This is a genomic window from Streptomyces sp. NBC_00400 (genome assembly GCF_036048035.1).
Classification (GTDB): Bacteria; Actinomycetota; Actinomycetes; order Streptomycetales; family Streptomycetaceae; genus Streptomyces.
Genome location: NZ_CP107940.1, coordinates 995549 through 1011633, shown reverse-complemented (window position 1 = coordinate 1011633; position 16085 = coordinate 995549). Strand labels below are relative to the sequence as shown.

Annotated in this window: 13 protein-coding genes; 9 read left to right on the top strand and 4 right to left on the bottom strand. The window is 71.4% G+C overall.

What is annotated here, in order from left to right; all coding sequences use genetic code 11:
• Positions 1-89 precede the first annotated feature (89 nt).
• Positions 90-1178, top strand: coding sequence for a tetratricopeptide repeat protein (locus OHS81_RS04525; RefSeq protein WP_328382651.1), 1089 nt, complete (start codon positions 90-92; stop codon positions 1176-1178).
• Here OHS81_RS04525 and OHS81_RS04520 read toward each other — a convergent pair.
• Complete coding sequence (locus tag OHS81_RS04520; protein WP_328382649.1) at positions 1072-2496, bottom strand: lipase maturation factor family protein; 1425 nt, start codon at positions 2494-2496, stop codon at positions 1072-1074. The genes OHS81_RS04525 and OHS81_RS04520 overlap by 107 nt on opposite strands.
• 390 nt (positions 2497-2886) lie before the next feature.
• Between OHS81_RS04520 and OHS81_RS04515 the strand changes: the two genes are divergently transcribed.
• Positions 2887-3057, top strand: coding sequence for a hypothetical protein (locus OHS81_RS04515; protein WP_158686011.1), 171 nt, complete (start codon positions 2887-2889; stop codon positions 3055-3057).
• Positions 3058-3311: 254 nt separating this feature from the next.
• On the opposite strand, the gene OHS81_RS04510 is transcribed toward OHS81_RS04515, so the two are convergent.
• Positions 3312-5141, bottom strand: a complete 1830-nt coding sequence (locus OHS81_RS04510) for an alpha-L-fucosidase (RefSeq protein ID WP_328382647.1) — start codon at positions 5139-5141, stop codon at positions 3312-3314.
• A 311-nt stretch (positions 5142-5452) separates the two neighbouring features.
• On the opposite strand from OHS81_RS04510, the gene OHS81_RS04505 reads away from it, so the two are divergent.
• Positions 5453-7015: an AMP-binding protein gene (locus OHS81_RS04505; protein ID WP_328382645.1), complete on the top strand. Its 1563-nt coding sequence runs from the start codon at positions 5453-5455 to the stop codon at positions 7013-7015.
• A gap of 24 nt (positions 7016-7039) precedes the next feature.
• Here OHS81_RS04505 and OHS81_RS04500 read toward each other — a convergent pair whose 3' ends face one another.
• The gene (locus OHS81_RS04500; protein WP_328382643.1) at positions 7040-7474 is read right to left on the bottom strand and encodes a VOC family protein; all 435 of its coding nucleotides are present in this window, start codon (positions 7472-7474) and stop codon (positions 7040-7042) included.
• 164 nt (positions 7475-7638) lie between these two features.
• Positions 7639-7842 (bottom strand): SCO3870 family protein, encoded by a 204-nt coding sequence (locus OHS81_RS04495; protein WP_328382641.1) that lies wholly within the window; start codon positions 7840-7842, stop codon positions 7639-7641.
• A 241-nt stretch (positions 7843-8083) separates the two neighbouring features.
• On the opposite strand from OHS81_RS04495, the gene OHS81_RS04490 reads away from it, so the two are divergent.
• The 6 genes from OHS81_RS04490 to uvrA all read left to right on the top strand — a co-directional run bounded on the left by OHS81_RS04490 (position 8084) and on the right by uvrA (position 16042).
• Complete coding sequence (locus tag OHS81_RS04490) at positions 8084-8470, top strand: DUF1330 domain-containing protein (protein WP_328382639.1); 387 nt, start codon at positions 8084-8086, stop codon at positions 8468-8470.
• A gap of 104 nt (positions 8471-8574) precedes the next feature.
• The gene (locus OHS81_RS04485) at positions 8575-10653 is read left to right on the top strand and encodes a restriction endonuclease (RefSeq protein ID WP_328382637.1); all 2079 of its coding nucleotides are present in this window, start codon (positions 8575-8577) and stop codon (positions 10651-10653) included.
• A 17-nt stretch (positions 10654-10670) separates the two neighbouring features.
• Entirely contained in the window at positions 10671-11735 is a 1065-nt protein-coding gene (locus OHS81_RS04480) for a protein kinase family protein (RefSeq protein WP_328382635.1), read from the top strand.
• A gap of 132 nt (positions 11736-11867) precedes the next feature.
• On the top strand, positions 11868-12062 hold the full coding sequence (locus OHS81_RS04475) for a ferredoxin (RefSeq protein WP_328390895.1): 195 nt from the start codon (positions 11868-11870) through the stop codon (positions 12060-12062).
• Positions 12059-13483 carry an NAD(P)/FAD-dependent oxidoreductase gene (locus OHS81_RS04470; protein WP_328382633.1) on the top strand — a complete coding sequence of 475 codons (1425 nt, stop codon included), beginning with the start codon at positions 12059-12061 and terminating at the stop codon, positions 13481-13483. The genes OHS81_RS04475 and OHS81_RS04470 overlap by 4 nt, the downstream gene beginning before the upstream one ends.
• Positions 13484-13585: 102 nt before the next feature.
• Positions 13586-16042, top strand: coding sequence for an excinuclease ABC subunit UvrA (gene uvrA, locus OHS81_RS04465; RefSeq protein WP_328382631.1), 2457 nt, complete (start codon positions 13586-13588; stop codon positions 16040-16042).
• Positions 16043-16085 lie beyond the last annotated feature (43 nt).

The following is a 16085-nucleotide window of genomic DNA, read 5'->3' as shown; positions in this document are numbered from 1 at the left end:
AACCCATACGCGGACTGATTCGCCGCACCCCCCACTGCTCGTAGGTTGTTGATCAAGGCGCAAGGATCATCGAGAGGCCACGGGTATCTATGTACGGCAAGGCGTTCGCCCCGGAATATCAGGGCGAGTTGGGCACGGCACTGGGTGTGAACTCTTCGTACGAGGAGGTGCTGACGACGGCGAGCCGCGCGCACGCCGAGGCCGGCACGGCGCTGGAGCGGTCCCGGGCCGCGCTCGCGGTCGCCGAGGCGAACCGGCGGCTCGGCCGGGTGACCCAGGCGGGCGACGCCTGGCGGGAGAGCTACCGCAGTGCCCGTGGTGCCGGTGACCGGGGTGCCATGGCCTGGGCGCTGTGGAGCGGCGGCACTCTGGCCCGCCAGTGCGGCTCCCTGCCGCTCGCCCGCCGGCTGCTCACCCATGCCGTGGCGCTGGCCGACGGCAGCGGCGACCGCCTCGCCCACGGCTACTCGCTCGCCGGCCTCGCCGAGACCGGCCGCATACAGGGCGACTACGAAGCGGTCGCCGAGCTCCACGAGCAGTTGCTGGAACAGGGCCGGGCGCACGGCGAGGCCCGGCACATGGTCTGGGCGATGTCCGGCATAGCCCAGATGCACCGCAACACCGGCGGCTACGACAAGGCCCTGGAGCTGTTCGAGGAATCCGCCCGTATCGCCGCCGAGGCCGACGACTTCCGGGGGCGCGCCTGGTCGCTGCGGGGCGTCGCCGATGTCCTGTCCGTCCAGGGCGAGACGGAGCGGGCGCTGGCGCTGCTGTCCGAGGCGGAGGCCATCTGCCGCACCATGGACCTGGCCAGTGCGCTCGCGTACAACCACAAGATGCGCGCCAATGTGTTCTACCGGGCGGGCCGTTACGATTCGGCGCGCGAGACGTACACCCTCTCGCTGCGGGAGTTCCGCGAGATGCAGGAGCCCCGCGGGGAGGCGCTTTCCCGGCTCGGCCTGGCGAAGTCCCGTGCCCGCCTCGGCCGCGACCGGGACGAGACCCTGGCCGAACTCTCCTCCCTGGAAGCGGACTTCACCCGTATCGGACTGCGCCACGCCCGGGACATGGTCATCGCCTTCCGTGCAGAGCTGACCGCGCAATCGGCGCCAGAAACTCCCGCTCCTCGGTGCGATGCCACCACGCCCGCGTCTCCCGCAATTCCCGCCAGGTCGTGAAGCGGTAACGGAAGACCCTGGCCCTGATCCGGGCCGGGGGCAGATCCGGGAACGGATTGCGGTGCAGCAGCCGCAGCGTGTCCCGGTCGTTCTCCAGCAGCCGTGCGACGAACGGGACGAACCACGACCGCGCATAGGCCGGGGACAGCGCGGCGAACCACATCAGCCAGTCCAGTCGCAGGTGATACGGCGCGAATTGGCGCGGCAGTCGCCCCACCGCGCCCGGCTTGCCACGGAATTCATAGGGGAGCCAGGCCGTCTCCGGCCCGGTCACCGCGTCCGCGGTCCCCTCCACGACGATTTCCCGGCGCACTCGCGTAATACTGCCGAAGGCCCCGTACGAATTGACCAGATGCAGCGACTCGTAGGACGTGTTCATCATCTGCTGCCGGGCCAGCAGATTGCGTGCCGGCCGATAGCTGAGGACGAGGACCCCGGCCGTGGCGAGGAGAACCAGGACCTCGAACCACACCGGGGGCGCGGGCAGCGGCGTGGACGGTGGCCCCCACAGCGGGGCCGCGGCCGAGACGGCGAGCGCGATGGTCACCCAGTTCAGCCAGGCGAAGTTGCCCGAGAGCACCAGCCACAGCTGGGTGACGACCATCGCGACCGCGGCCCATCCGGCGATCGGCTGTGGAGTGAACAGCAGGACGGGCACGGCGAGTTGGGCGACATGGTTGGCTGCCACCTCGACCCGGTGCAGGGGCCCGGGCAGATGGTGGAAGAACCAGCTCAACGGGCCGGGCATCGGCTGCGTCTCGTGGTGGTAGTACAGGCAGGTCAGATCCCGCCAGCAGTGGTCGCCGCGCATCTTGATCAGCCCGGCCCCGAACTCCACCCGGAACAGCAGCCAGCGCAGCAGCCACATCACGGGCACCGGGGGAGCGATCTCGCCGTTCCCGAGGAACACCGCGAGCGAACCGGCCTCCAGCAGCAGCGACTCCCAGCCGAAGCTGTACCAGGTCTGCCCGACGTTCACGATGGACAGATACATCGCCCACAGTGCGGCCCACAGCGCCATCGACGCCCACAGCGGCACGGCATCCGCCGCCCCCGCCGCCACGGCCGCGGCCAGCAGCGCCCCGCTCCACGACCAGAGGGCGAAGAAGCGGTCCGAATAGTGCCGGTGGAAGACCGAGGGCGCCGCGCGGAACGGCACCCGCGCCACGAAGGCGGGCACCGGCAGCATGCCGCGCGCGCCGATGAGTGCCCGGAACTGCCGGGCCGCCGCCACGAACGCGACCACGTAGAGAACGGCCAGCATGCGCTGGAAAACCAGCCGCCCGAGCCAGTAACCGGAATCCGAGAACCATGCCACCCGCCCATGGGTAGCACTGCCGCCGGGTGCCCCGCAGCAGGGCGCGCGGCGACGGGAGCCGGATCCGCCGGTCACTCTTCAGCGTAGGGATCGGGGCGAATGCAGCAACCTGAGGGCCATTGGAGTGAGTGATGTGCGTCACACATTCCGCCCGTTTTCCCCTCGTTCAGGGGCCTCGTATCCGCATCTTCCGATGACGTGCCGGTGCCGCCGGGAAACGTCGAGCGCGCGGAGTGCGGCGTCGTTACTCTGAGGGGCGACGGACGACCTTTCTGGGAGACGCCAACACCATTGGCCCGTCGCGGGAACGCCACAAACCTTGGCCGACCTCCCGGTTTGTGAAAAAGGCGCCACCGCGTCGGACCAATACCTCAGATGAAGGAGTGCGTGGTGGCATTGCACAAGGCTCAACACAAGCAGCCCCGTTTGAAGCAGGGCGAGCGGCCCGGCCGGATCAAGGAAGTCCGCAATCTGGAAGTCTGGGACCGCTGCGCCCCTGTGCGTCTCGCCGGCTGCGATGACGATCCCGCCGAACCGAATATCTTCCGCGGCATCGACTGAATCACCGATCGCTCGGGCGTCGGCCCTGACCCGTGGGCCTCCTCCTCCGGGGTCAGGGCCGGCGCCCGAGCAGACACAGCGGCCGGTGAGCCCGCCGGCATCGGCCGACGGCGCCACCGCGGGGGGCGGACCGGGCACCCCCGGGGGCTCGGACTGACCCGGACGGCCCAACCCGGGGTGGAACTTTTCCCGCCCGTCCGTCTCTGCCCGCCCTCCGCCCTCCGCCCGCCCGTGGCCGGCCGGTACGGCCGTGGTCAGTCGGCGTAGAGCTGCCGCTGCGGCACGATCTGCTGGGGCTGACTCGGGCTGGACCACAGCAGCTTCAGATAGGCCTCACCGGTCTGCTCCGTGTGGTCGAGCCGGATGCTGTGCCGGTGACCGGCCCGCAGGGTGACGGTCCCCTTGTCGGCCTTCGGGCCGTGCGGGGTGGTGTTGTCGATCACCGGCTTGCCGTCGATCCACAGCCGCACGGTGTCGTCGGAGACGGTGGTGAAGGTGTACGTCTCGTCGAAGCGCGGCTGAATGCTGCCGGTCCAGCGGGTGCTGAAGTGATCGGCGGGGATCGACGGGTCCGGTGAGCCGTCGAAGCGGTAGGCCTTGTTCACCGTCGGGTCGACGGTCGTCACCGCGGGCGGGCCGGTGAAGGAGCCGTTCGCCCAGCTCTGCGCCGTCAGCCCCGTTCCGGTGCCGGCGGGTGCCGCGGCCGGCGGTGTGAGGGTGAGCCGGATGACGGTGGCGAGCGGACCGGTGGCGGTGCCGGACGGGGTGACGTCGAAGCCGTCCCCGGTCCGGGCGACCTTCACCTGCTGAGAACTGCCCAGCACCCGGGCGGCGGTGATCTCGAACCGCCCCTTGGCGGTGAGGTGCAGGGGCGCGCCGGCGGCCGGCCAGGAGGTGACCGCGGCGTACAGCGTGTCGCCCCGCCGGGAGACCGTGCCCCAGGACGGGGCCGCCACCAGCCCGGTGTGTCCGGCCCCGTGGACCGCATCGCCCTGGCCGTGCGCGCCCAGCCACCGGCCGGTCTCGCGCAGCCGGTCGACGGACGGCTGCGGGATGCGCCCGGATTTGTCGGGGCCCACATTGAGCAGATAGTTGCCGCCGCGGCTCGCCACCTCCAGTAGGTTGCGCACCACCGTCGCCGCCGGCTTCCAGTGGGTGTCGTACCTGGCGAAGCCCCAGTGGTCGTTCAGCGTCATACAGCTCTCCCACAGCTGCCCGTCGACGGGCTCCGCCGGGATCTCCTGCTCCGGCGTGCCGAAGTCCCCGTCGACCACCTCGCGTTTGCCGACGCGGTTGTTGACGATCAGGTGGGGGTTCATTCCGTGCAGATATGCCTGGAGGTCGGCGCCGTCCTGACGCGACCAGCGGTTGGTGGGGTTGTCCGCGTCCCATTCGCCGTCGAACCACAACAGCGCCGGGTCGTAGTTGTCGATCAGCTCCTTGAGCTGGCCGTACATCCGCTTCTTGTAGCGCGGGAAGGTCGCCGGGCCGGCGAAGTCCGGGTCGTGCCAGTCCCAGATCGAGTAGTAGAAGCCGAGCTTGATCCCGGCGGCGTCGGCGGCCTTCTTCAGCTCGGCGAGGATGTCGCGGTGCGGGTCGAAGGACGAGTGGTCGCGCAGATTCCAGGTGTTCTGCCGCGTCGGCCACATCGCATAGCCGTCGTGGTGCTTGGCCGTGATGACGATATAGCGCTGGCCGGCGTCCTTGGCCGCCCGGACGATCGCCCCGGCGTCGAAGGCGGACGGGTTGAAGGCGGCGGCCTGCTTCTCGTACACGTCGTCCGGGATCCGGCACTCGCGCTTGATCCACTCCGCGTTGCGGCACACCGTGCCGTCGGGCCGGGTGTACTCGCCCTCCAGGTTGGAGTACGCGCCGAAGTGGATGAACATCCCGAAGCGGCCCTGACGCCACCACGAGGTGCGCGACGAGGTGAAGGGATCGTCGGTCGCGTGGTTGGTTCCGGGGCCGGCGGCGGGCCGCGGCGGGGGCTTTGCGGCGGCCACGGGGCTGCCTGCGGCCAGCAGCAGGGCGCCCAGCACCCCCATGAGCCCCAGCAGCCGGAACGGTCTGGTGCGGCTGTGCATCGCTCGCTCCTCGGGTCAGTTGGTCACGTACGTGCCTCCTGTGCCACCCCGCATGGTGCAGCGCCCGAACCCGGACCGGAAGACCGCAGACGCGACAAACATCGGAGCATCTTCCGGAAACGGGACGGAAGTTGGGGATGGAGAAGGCCGGAGAAGCGCAAGACCTCGGATCTAAGAGGAACGTCGGGGGAGAGCGGCCGGAAGAGACGCCGTCCAGGGCCCGGGGGAGTGCCGGCCTGCGGCGGGCGCTCTGGATAACCACCGGACTTGTCGGTTCAATGGGCCTTCCGGTCGCATTCACTGGAGGCACCATGGAAGCCGTCGTCCCGCCCGTCGCCGGCGCCCCGGCCATTCGCTGCGCGGGCCATGAGCGCGACTATCCGTCCTTCCTCGACCGTGCGGCGCGGATCGCCACCGGGCTGCGGGCGGCGGGAGTCGGGCCCGGCGACCGGATCGCCGTCGTGATGCGCAACGAGCCCGCCCATCTGGAGATCACCGCCGGGGCCGCCCTGCTGGGCGCCTCGGCGGTCCCCGTCAACTGGCACTTCCGCCAGGACGACCTGCGGCATGTGCTCACCGACAGCGGCAGCAAGGTCGTCTTTGCGCACAGCGACATGCTGGACGCGGTGACCGCTGTGCTCCCCGACGGCGTACGGATCGTCGAGGCCGCCCTTCCCGCCGGGGTCGCGGCTGCCTGCAAGATCGCCGTACCGCCCGTCACGGGAGAGCACCCGCTGCTCGACCGGTGGCTGGAAGGCTTTGCCCCGCTGGACCAGGCCGCCGGGGAACGCCCGCCCACCGTGATCTACAGCTCCGGAACCACCGGGCTCCCCAAGGGAGTTCTGCGCGAGCCCGTCGCTCCCGACCAGCTCGAAGAAGGGGTGCGGTTATTCCTGGAGCGCTTCGCCGTCGCCCCCGGCGGACGCACGCTCATCCCCGCGCCGCTCTACCACGCCTCTCCCAGCCAGCACGCCGTCCTCGCCCTCGCGGCCGGCCTGGACATCACCCTCATGCCGCGCTTCGACGCCGAGGAGTTCCTGCGGCTGATCGCCCGCCACCGCATCGAGCAGGTGCAGGTCGTGCCGACGATGTTCGTACGGTTGCTGCGGCTGCCGAAGGACGTACGCGAGCGCTACGACCTGTCCTCGCTCACCTCCGTCGTACACGCCGCGGCGCCCTGTCCGCCGCATATCAAGTACGCCATGATCGACTGGCTGGGGCCGGTACTGCGGGAGTACTACGGCGGCAGCGAGACCGGCGCCGTGACCTGGTGCGAAAGTGCCGAGTGGCTGGCCCACCCCGGCACCGTCGGACGCGCCACCGGAACCTGCGAGGTGGCGGTCATCGGCCCCGGCAAGGAGCCGCTGCCGGCCGGAGCCACCGGTGACATCTACCTGAAACCCGGCGACGGCTGGCCCCCGTTCACCTACCTCGGCGACCCCGGCCGGCGCGCCGCCATGGAAGTACCGGGCCTGCCCGGATACGTCACCATCGGAGACATCGGCCATCTCGACACGGACGGCTATCTCTTCCTCAGCGACCGGCGGAACGACATGGTCATCTCGGGCGGCGTCAACATCTACCCCGCGGAGATCGAAGGCTGCCTGCTCGCCCTCGACGGGGTCCGTGACGCGGCGGTCTTCGGTATCCCCGATGAGGAGTTCGGCGAAGTACTCGCCGCCCATCTGCAGACCGAACCCGGTGTGCTGCTCAGCGCCGAGGAGGTACGCGCCCATGTCGCCGAGAGGCTTGCCGGGTACAAGGTGCCCCGGGCCGTGGTCTTCGAGGAGCTGCTGCCGCGGGACGAGTCGGGAAAGCTCTTCAAGAGGCAGCTGCGGGACCCGTACTGGGCGGAGCACCACCGCGCGATCTGAGCCTCGGGCCCGCCCGTCCTTGCGTCACGACGAAACGCAGAGTTCGTTGTTCTCCGGGTCGGCGAGTGTGGTCCAGGCAAAGGGCCCGTGCTTGCCGTGGTGCAGGAGCGTGGCCCCCTTGGCGATCAGCCGCTCGACCACGGTGTGCGGATCGTCGGGGCCCGTGCGCACGTCCAGGTGGACGCGGTTCTTGACCACCTTGGGCTCCGTCACGAGCTGAAAGAGGATGCGCGGCGCCCGGTCCAGTCCCTCCGGATGGCGGATCGCGGCGCCGACCCGCCATACGAGGGTGCCGTGGTGGGTGGTGGTGTCGTCCTCGCCCGCCCGGCCCTCCGCGATCATCCGGCGGATGAACGTCTCGTCGCTCGGCTCCACTTCCCAGCCGAGAGCGTCGGCCCACCAGTCGGCGAGGGAGTGCGGGGCGGCCGAGTCAACGGTTACCTGGAAGGTGTATGCCATGGCCGGACTCTACCGAGGGTGTGCACGGCGCGTCGGCATGCACTGTCGGCAATGCGCTCAGCTCCGTACGGCCGGGTGTGCCGGTGTGGCAGTGAGGGCGGGACCGAGCCGCGTGCAACGGGCGCCAGGGCTGATGCCCCGGCGCCCGTCGGCGTGCGGGGAGCTCAGCTCGACTTCCCCTGGCGCCAGCGGGACCAGGTCACGACCGTCAGGCAGGCGGTCGTCCACATCACGACGCTGGCGGTGGCGACGGACTCGACGTACTGCTCGTAACCGTCCGTACGCAACTGGACCGCGAGAAAGCCCAGCACCGTCCCGAGCGCCGCAAGTGCGGCGGACAGGGAGGCGAAGGGTGGTGGCTGCTTCATTTCATCTCCTCTCTTCACTGTGATCCGGCACGGTGTCCGTCGAGTCTAAGGCGATCCCGTCATGCGGTGATCAGACGTGGACAACGGCGCGGCTGTGCAAAGGCCCTGGTTCACTATCCGCCAACTGGCGCCCCCCGCCCGGTGCCTGCCGTCTTACCCCGGAGGTAATCGACCCGTACCGCGAGGACTGGAAACGTGGACGCCGATGCACCAGTCACCCGCCGGAAAGGCAGTCGGTCCCATGACGGCATACGCCATCGCTCACCTTCGCCCCACCGCCCCCCACCCGGAGATCTTCGACTACATCGAGAAGATCCAGGCGACCCTGGACCCCTTCGGCGGTCACTTTCTCGTCCACGGCTCCGAAGTGGAGGTCACAGAAGGTGACTGGCCCGGATCCGTGGTCGTCATCGCCTTCCCCGACCTGGCGCGGGCTCGCGGCTGGTACGACTCGCCTGCCTACGGGGAGATCCTGCCGCTGCGTACCCGGCACATCGACGGTGATGTGGTGCTGGTGCCAGGGGTGCCCGACGGTTACGACCCGGCCGTGACGGCGGCGAAGCTGCGGGCGGCGGCGACGCCGGCGGGCACCGCACGAAGGGCGCGGAATCTTCCTCCCCAACCGTGACCAGCCTCTCGCTCCCCCGCTAAAGTCTCACCCAACAACGCAGGTGAAACCGCTTCCACAGGGTTCCGGGGGCAGTCCACCCCGGGGGGAGGACACACAGCGATATGAGCCGCCGTTCCCATGGATTAATGGCCGTCTGGGCCGAGGCGCAGCGTCAGCAGCAGCGCCAGCAGGAAGCCCAGCGCCGCGCGCGAGCACAGCAGCAGCGCGACCAGGAACGGCAGGCACGGGACGCCGAACGCGCCATGGCGCGGATGCACCGTGAGCGGCAGACGGCCTACCGGCAGCAACGCGAGGCCGACGCCCGCCGTCGGACCGAGGAACTGGACGCCCGCGTCACCGCCCTGACCGGCCTGCTCGCCGACGGCTGCCGCGCCCCCGCCTTCTCCGCCGCCGCGCTGCTGCGCCCCGAGCGGATCGAGGAGTTCGCGCCCGGCGCCCTCGCCACGCCGGTACCGATGCCTGATCCGGCCCGCTATCACGCACCGACGGGCGGCTGGCACCTCGGCGCCCGCCGTGACCGTGCCCAGGAAGAGGCCCGCGCCCGCTACGAGCAGGACTGGTACACGGCCCAGGCCGCGGAGAGCCGCCGGCAGGCCCAACTCGCCTCCTACCGGCAGCAGTACGACCAGTGGGCCGCGGGCGCCCTGGCCGGGATCCGGCAGCACAACTCCGGCATAGAGGAGTTGCTGTCGGGCCTGCGCGGCGGTGACGCGGACGCGGCCGTCGAGTACTTCTCCGCCGCGCTGTACTCCTCCACGGCCTGGCCGGAGGGCTTTCCCCGGCAGGTCGCGGCGGCCTACGACCCGACGGCACGTCAGCTCGTCCTGGACTGGGAGCTCCCGGGCTACGACATCGTCCCGGAGACCAAGTCCGTCCGCTATATGCCCACCGCCGACCGCGAGAAGGAGACCGCCAGGCCGGCTGCGCAGCGACGGGCGCTCTACCGCGAAGTGCTGGCCCAGAGCGTGCTGCTGGTGCTGCGCGACCTCTTCGCCGCCGACGGCTACGGCACGCTGGACTCGGTGGCGCTGAACGGTTTCGTGGACGATGTGGACCCGGTGACCGGCCGCCCTGCGCAGGTGTATCTCGCGACGGTCATGGCCCCCCGCAGCTCCTTCGACACCTTCCGCCTCGAGCAGGTCAGCGCGGTGGAGTGTCTGACCGACGGGCTGCGCGGGCAGCTCGCCGCCCGCCCCGACCAGCGGACCGCGGTACGCCCGGTGCGCCTGCCGGGAGAGGCGGGCGGCGGCGTCGTCTCGCACGGCACGGAGGGCGAACCGGATCTGTACGAGATGGATCCCATCGCGTTCGAGAACCTGATCGCCGAGCTGTTCCGCGCCATGGGCATGCAGGCCGTGACCACCCAGCGGTCCGGCGACGGCGGGGTCGATGTGGATGCGCTGGACCCCGACCCGATCCGCGGCGGCAAGATCGTCGTGCAGGTCAAGCGCTACCGCAACACCGTCCCGCCGACCGCCGTCCGCGACCTGTACGGCACCGTCCAGTCCGAAGGCGCCAACAAGGGCGTGCTGGTGACCACCTCCCGGTTCGGTCCCGGCGCCCACACCTTCGCCAACGGCAAACCGCTCAGCCTCATCGCCGGCCCCGAACTCGTCGATCTGCTCGGCCGTTACGGGCTGCGCGGACGGCTCGGCGGGGACGCCACGTCCGGCTCGGCCGCCGCCGACGAGGCGGCGGACCACAACATCCTCGGTATGAACTGGTCCGGGGAGGTCGCCCTCGATGTCTGTGCCCTGGTGTGCAAGGGGACCGACGTGCTCAGCGACGATCACTTCGTCTTCTACAACAACCCCCGCAGCCCGGACGGTTCGGTCCGGATGCTGCCCGGCTTCGCCCCCGACCGGGCCGCGATGCAGGTGCGGTTCGAGGCGCTGCCACCGGCCGCCGACCGGCTGGTCCTGGTCGCGGCGATAGACCCCCAGGTCAACCCCGACGCCGACCTCTCCGGCTTCACCGACGCCCGGGTCCGCCTGCTGGACGCGTCGGGGGACGAGCTGGGCCGCCTGGAGGTCTCGGACGGGCGGCGCGGGGAGACCGCTCTGGTCCTCGGCTCGTTCCGCCAACGGGCGGGCGGCGACTGGGACTTCGTGATCGGCGGCAAGGGCTTCCCCGGCGGCCTGGAAGCGCTGGTGCAGGAGTACGGCATCGAGGTCGCCTGAGGGTGAGGCTCCCCGACATGTCCCATGGTGCGCGTCTGGCCGCCCACAGCGGTGTCTCCACCTCCCTGGCCCTGTGCAGTGACCGCGGACTGCGCGAGCTCGTGGACGCGGCCCCGCCGCTCGGCTCCGGCATCGGTGGAAAGTCGGCGCTGCTGGACGTTTCCGGAACTCCGGTCTTCGTGAAGCAGGTGCCCCTCACCGATCGGGAGAGACAGCCGGAAAACGTCCGGTCCACGGCCAATGTGTTCGGCTTGCCGCCCTTCCTCCAGTACGGCATCGGCAGCCCGGGGTTCGGGGCCTGGCGGGAACTGGCCGTGCACACCATGACGACGAACTGGGTGCTGGCGGGGGAGTACGAGGGCTTCCCCCTGATGTATCACTGGCGGGTGCTGCCGGAACCGGCGACGCCGCTTCCCGGGGAACTGGCGGACGTGGAACGGGCCGTCGCCTACTGGGGCGGCGGACCGGAGGTGCGCAGCCGTATCGAAGCGCTTCAGGGATCCTCGGCGACGGTTGCGCTGTTCCTGGAGTACATCCCGCAGAACCTGCACGACTGGATGGGCGGGCAGCTCGAAGCCGGTGACGAGGCGGCCGGCCGGGCATGCGCCATGGTGGAGAGGGAGCTGGAAGCCGGCACCTCGTTCATGAACACGCGCGGACTCCTGCACTTCGACGCCCACTTCGAGAACATCCTGACCGACGGCCGGCGCCTCTTCTTCACGGACTACGGCCTCGCGGTCTCCTCCCGCTTCGAGCTGTCACGGGACGAGGCCGGTTTCTTCGACCGGCATCGGACCTATGACCGCTGCTACACCGTCACATACCTGGTGCAGTGGCTGGTCACCGCTCTGTACGGGTACGGCAGGGACGAACGCGACGCGTGGGTGCGCGCCTGCGCCGGCGGCGAGCCCCCCTCGGGAATCCCGGTCCCGGCCGCGGAACTCATCGCCCGGCATGCGCCGCTCGCCGCGGTGATGGCGGAGTTCTTCCGCACGGTGCAGAAGGAGAGCAGACGGACCCCGTACCCGCTGGAGGAGATCCGCCGGGTGGCCGGCGGGAGGTACGGCGCGTCCCTCGGCTGACGGCCCTTGGGGCTGATTCCACGGAAGCCGCTTTCTGCCCGTCCCCCGGAGGCACCGGCCCGCCGCCGGGCACTCCTGGGGCGTCCCGGCCGTTTGTCCCCACGTCACCTCACAGCAATGGAGCCCACTGACGTGAAGATCACCCTCGACGCCGACAAGTGCTGCGCCGCCGGCCAGTGTGTGCTGATCGCCCCCGAGGTCTTCGATCAGCGCGACGAGGACGGTGTAGTCGTGCTGCTCGACGCCGAACCGCCGGCCGGAGCGCACGACGCGGTCCGTGAGGCGGCCGCCATCTGTCCGGCCGCCGTGATCGAGCTGGACGCATGACCGGCCTGCCGATCGCCGTCGTCGGCGCCTCGGCGGCCGGCCTCGCCGCGGCCGAGGCGCTGCGCCGCTTCGGCTGGCGCGGCCCGCTCACCCTCATCGGCGACGAGCCCCATCTCCCGTACGACCGGCCGCCGTTGTCCAAACAGCTGCTGCACGGCGCCTGGACACCGGAGAAGCTGCTGCTGCGCACCGCGGAGCAGCTCGCTCCGCTCGATCTCGACCTGCGGCTCGGCACCCGGGCCACCGGGCTCGACGTGGCCGGCCGCGCCCTCACGCTCGACGGTGGCGTGGGGGTTTCCCCGCTCGCGCAAGGCCGGGAGCGGGAGACGCTCCGCTGCGCCGGCGTGATCATTGCGACCGGTGTCGCGGCCCGTACCCTGCCCGGCGCCGACCGCATCGCCGGAGTGCACACCCTGCGCACCCTCGACGACGCGCTGGCCCTGCGAGGCCGGCTGGCCAAGGGGGGTACCCCCGGCAGTGAGGGCGTAGCCGCCGGGGGAGGCGGCCGGCGGCTGGTGATCGTCGGAAACGGCGTACTGGGCTGTGAAGCCGCCGCGGTGGCACGGGAACTGGGGCACGAGGTCACCCTCGTCGGCATCGAGGCGACACCGATGGCCGCCGCCGTCGGCACCGAGGTCGGCGAACTGCTCGCCGAGGAGCACCGCGCCCGCGGCGTCCGGCTGCTCACCGGAGCGGTGGACGGCTTCGAGACGGCGCCCGCGGACCCGGCCGGTGGCGGCGACATGGCTGCTGCCGACAACCTGCCCGGTGCCGCCCCGCAGGTCACCGCCGTACGACTGGCTGACGGCAGCCGGCTGCCGGCCGATCTCGTGCTGCTGGCGATCGGCTCCCGGCCCGCCGTCGACTGGCTGGACGACCCTGCCCTGGACACCAGCGACGGGCTGCGCTGCGATGCGTACTGCGCCGCCGCCCCGGGCGTCTATGCCGCGGGCGATGTGGCCCGCTGGGACCATCCGGTCCACGGCCGCCCGCTGCGCTTCGAGCACCGGATGAACGCCACCGAACAGGGCATGGCCGCGGCCCGCAACCTCCTGGCCGAACTCGCCGCGGAGGCGTCCGGCCCGGCAAGGGCCGAGGACGCCGCCGCCGGGGCCGAGGACGCCGGCCCCGCCCCGGAACGCCGGCCGTTCGCCCCCGTGCCGTACTTCTGGTCCGACCAGTACGCCGTCAAGATCCAGGCATACGGGCTGACGGCGGGCGCCGACCGGGTCGAGACCACCGTCCTGGACCGGGCGGCACGCCGTGCCCTTGCGCTCTACGGCCGGGACGGCAGTGCCGTCGGCGTGCTCGCGGCCGGGCTCCCGCCCCGCCAGGTCAGGGCGCTGCGCGCGGTCATCGCCGCTCCGCTGCCCTGGGAGGAGGCGCGCGAGCGGATCGCCGCCGCCACGGCGGCCGGCTGACCGCGCCCGACCACGGCTGACCACGCCCGACCACGGCTGACCGCGCCCGACCACGGAGGAGACGGTGCGCGATCACGGAGGACCGTGCCCGATCATGGAGGCATGGCCGACTCGTACGTACGGGTGCGCGGCGCCCGTGAGCACAATCTCCGCTCCGTCGATGTGGACATCCCGAGGGACGCGCTGGTCGCGTTCACCGGGGTGTCCGGATCGGGCAAGTCCTCCCTCGCCTTCGGCACCCTCTACGCCGAGGCGCAACGCCGCTACTTCGAGTCGGTGGCCCCCTACGCCCGGCGGCTGATCCACCAGGTCGGCGCGCCCAAGGTCGAGGACATCACCGGCCTGCCGCCCGCCGTTGCCCTGGAACAGCGCCGCTCCGCGCCCACCTCGCGCTCCTCGGTCGGCACCGTCACCACCCTCTCCAACACCCTGCGCATGCTCTTCTCCCGCGCCGGCGACTACCCGGAGGGGGTGACGGAACGGCTCGATTCCGACGCCTTCTCGCCCAACACCGCGGCCGGCGCCTGCCCGGAGTGCCACGGGCTGGGCACCGTCCACCGCGTCACCGAGGACTCCCTCGTCCCCGACCCCTCGCTCACCCTCCGCGAGGGCGCCATCGCCGCCTGGCCCGGGGCCTGGCAGGGCAAGAACCTCCGTGACATCCTCGACGCCCTCGGGTACGACCTCGACCGGCCCTGGCGCGAGCTGCCGCAGACCGACCGGGACTGGATCCTGTTCACCGACGAACAGCCCGTCGTCACCGTGCACCCGGTCCGCGACGTGGGACGGATCCAACGCCCCTACAAGGGCCAGTACATGAGCGCCAAGCGCTATGTGCTGCACACCTTCGCCGACTCCAAGAGCGAGACCCTGCGCAGGCGCGTCCAGGGGTTCATGGTCGCCGAGCCCTGCCCGGTCTGCCACGGGCGGCGGCTGCGCCCGGAGGCGCTGGCCGTCACCTTCGAGGGCCACGACATCGCCACCCTCGCGGGGCGGCCGCTGAGCGCCCTCGCCCAACTGCTGCAGCCCACCGCCGGGCGCGCCGACGACGAGGTGGCACCGGTGCTGGCCCGTGACCTGGTGGCCCGTATCGACGTCCTCACCGAACTCGGCCTGGGGTACCTGAGCATGGACCGGCCGGCGCCCACCCTGTCGGCCGGCGAACTCCAGCGGCTGCGGCTCGCCACCCAGCTGCGCTCCGGTCTCTTCGGCGTCGTCTACGTCCTGGACGAGCCGTCCGCCGGCCTGCACCCCGCCGACACGGAGTCCCTGCTCACGGTCCTGGGACGGCTCAAGGAAGCGGGCAACTCGCTGTTCGTCGTCGAGCACGACATGGACGTGGTGCGCCGCGCCGACTGGATCGTGGACGTCGGCCCGCACGCCGGGGAACACGGCGGGCAGGTCCTGCACAGCGGCCCGGTCGCCGCGCTCGCAAACGCCCCCGCCTCCGCCACCCGCCGGTTCCTCTTCGAGCCCGCACCACCCGCCGCACGCCCGGTGCGCAGCCCCTCGGGCACCCTCACCCTGCGCGGCGTCACCCTGCACAATCTGCGCGGCCTGGACGCGGCCTTCCCGCTCGGCGTCTTCACCGCCGTCACCGGTGTCGCGGGTTCGGGTAAATCGACGCTGGTCACCCGCGTGCTCGCGGACGCCGTACGGGACCACCTCGGCGCGGGCGAGGACCAGCAGGGAGCGGCCGACGGCGACGCGGCCGGGCCGATGGCCCGCGCCCGGCTCACCGCCGCCGAGGGGCTGGAGACGATCGACCGGCTGGTCCGCGTCGACCAGAAGCCGATCGGCCGCACCCCGCGCTCCAACCTCGCCACCTACACCGGACTCTTCGACGCGGTGCGCAAGGTCTTCGCCGCCACCGACGAGGCCCGCGCCCGCGGCTACACGCCCGGACGGTTCTCCTTCAACGTCGCCGGCGGCCGCTGCGAGACCTGCCAGGGCGAGGGCTTCGTCGCCGTCGAACTCCTCTTCCTGCCGGGTACGTACGCCCCCTGCACCGACTGCCACGGCGCCCGCTACCGCCCCGAAACCCTGGAGATCACCTACCGGGACCGGACCGTCGCCGACGTCCTGGCGATGACCGTCGACGCCGCCGCCGGCTTCCTGGCCGATCTCCCCGCGGCGGCCCGCAGCCTGCGCACCCTCCAGGACGTGGGCCTCGGCTATCTGCGGCTCGGCCAGCCCGCCACCGAGCTGTCCGGCGGCGAGGCCCAGCGCATCAAACTCGCCACCGAACTCCAGCGCACCCGCCGCGGCCACACCCTCTACCTCCTCGACGAGCCCACCACCGGACTGCACCCCGCCGACACCGAGGTGCTGCTGCGCCAGCTGCACGGTTTGGTCGACGCCGGGCACACCGTCGTGGTCGTCGAGCACGACATGGGGGTGGTCGCGGGCGCCGACCATGTCATCGACCTCGGCCCCGGCGGTGGCGCGGACGGCGGCCGGATCGTGGCGGCCGGAACCCCGGACGAGGTCGCGGCGGCACCGGAGAGCCGTACCGCGCCCTACCTGGCCCGGCGGAGGGCGCGGCCGGACGCCTCGTGACGGTCCGCTAATGTACGCAGGTCAGATCAGCAGGCAACAGCAC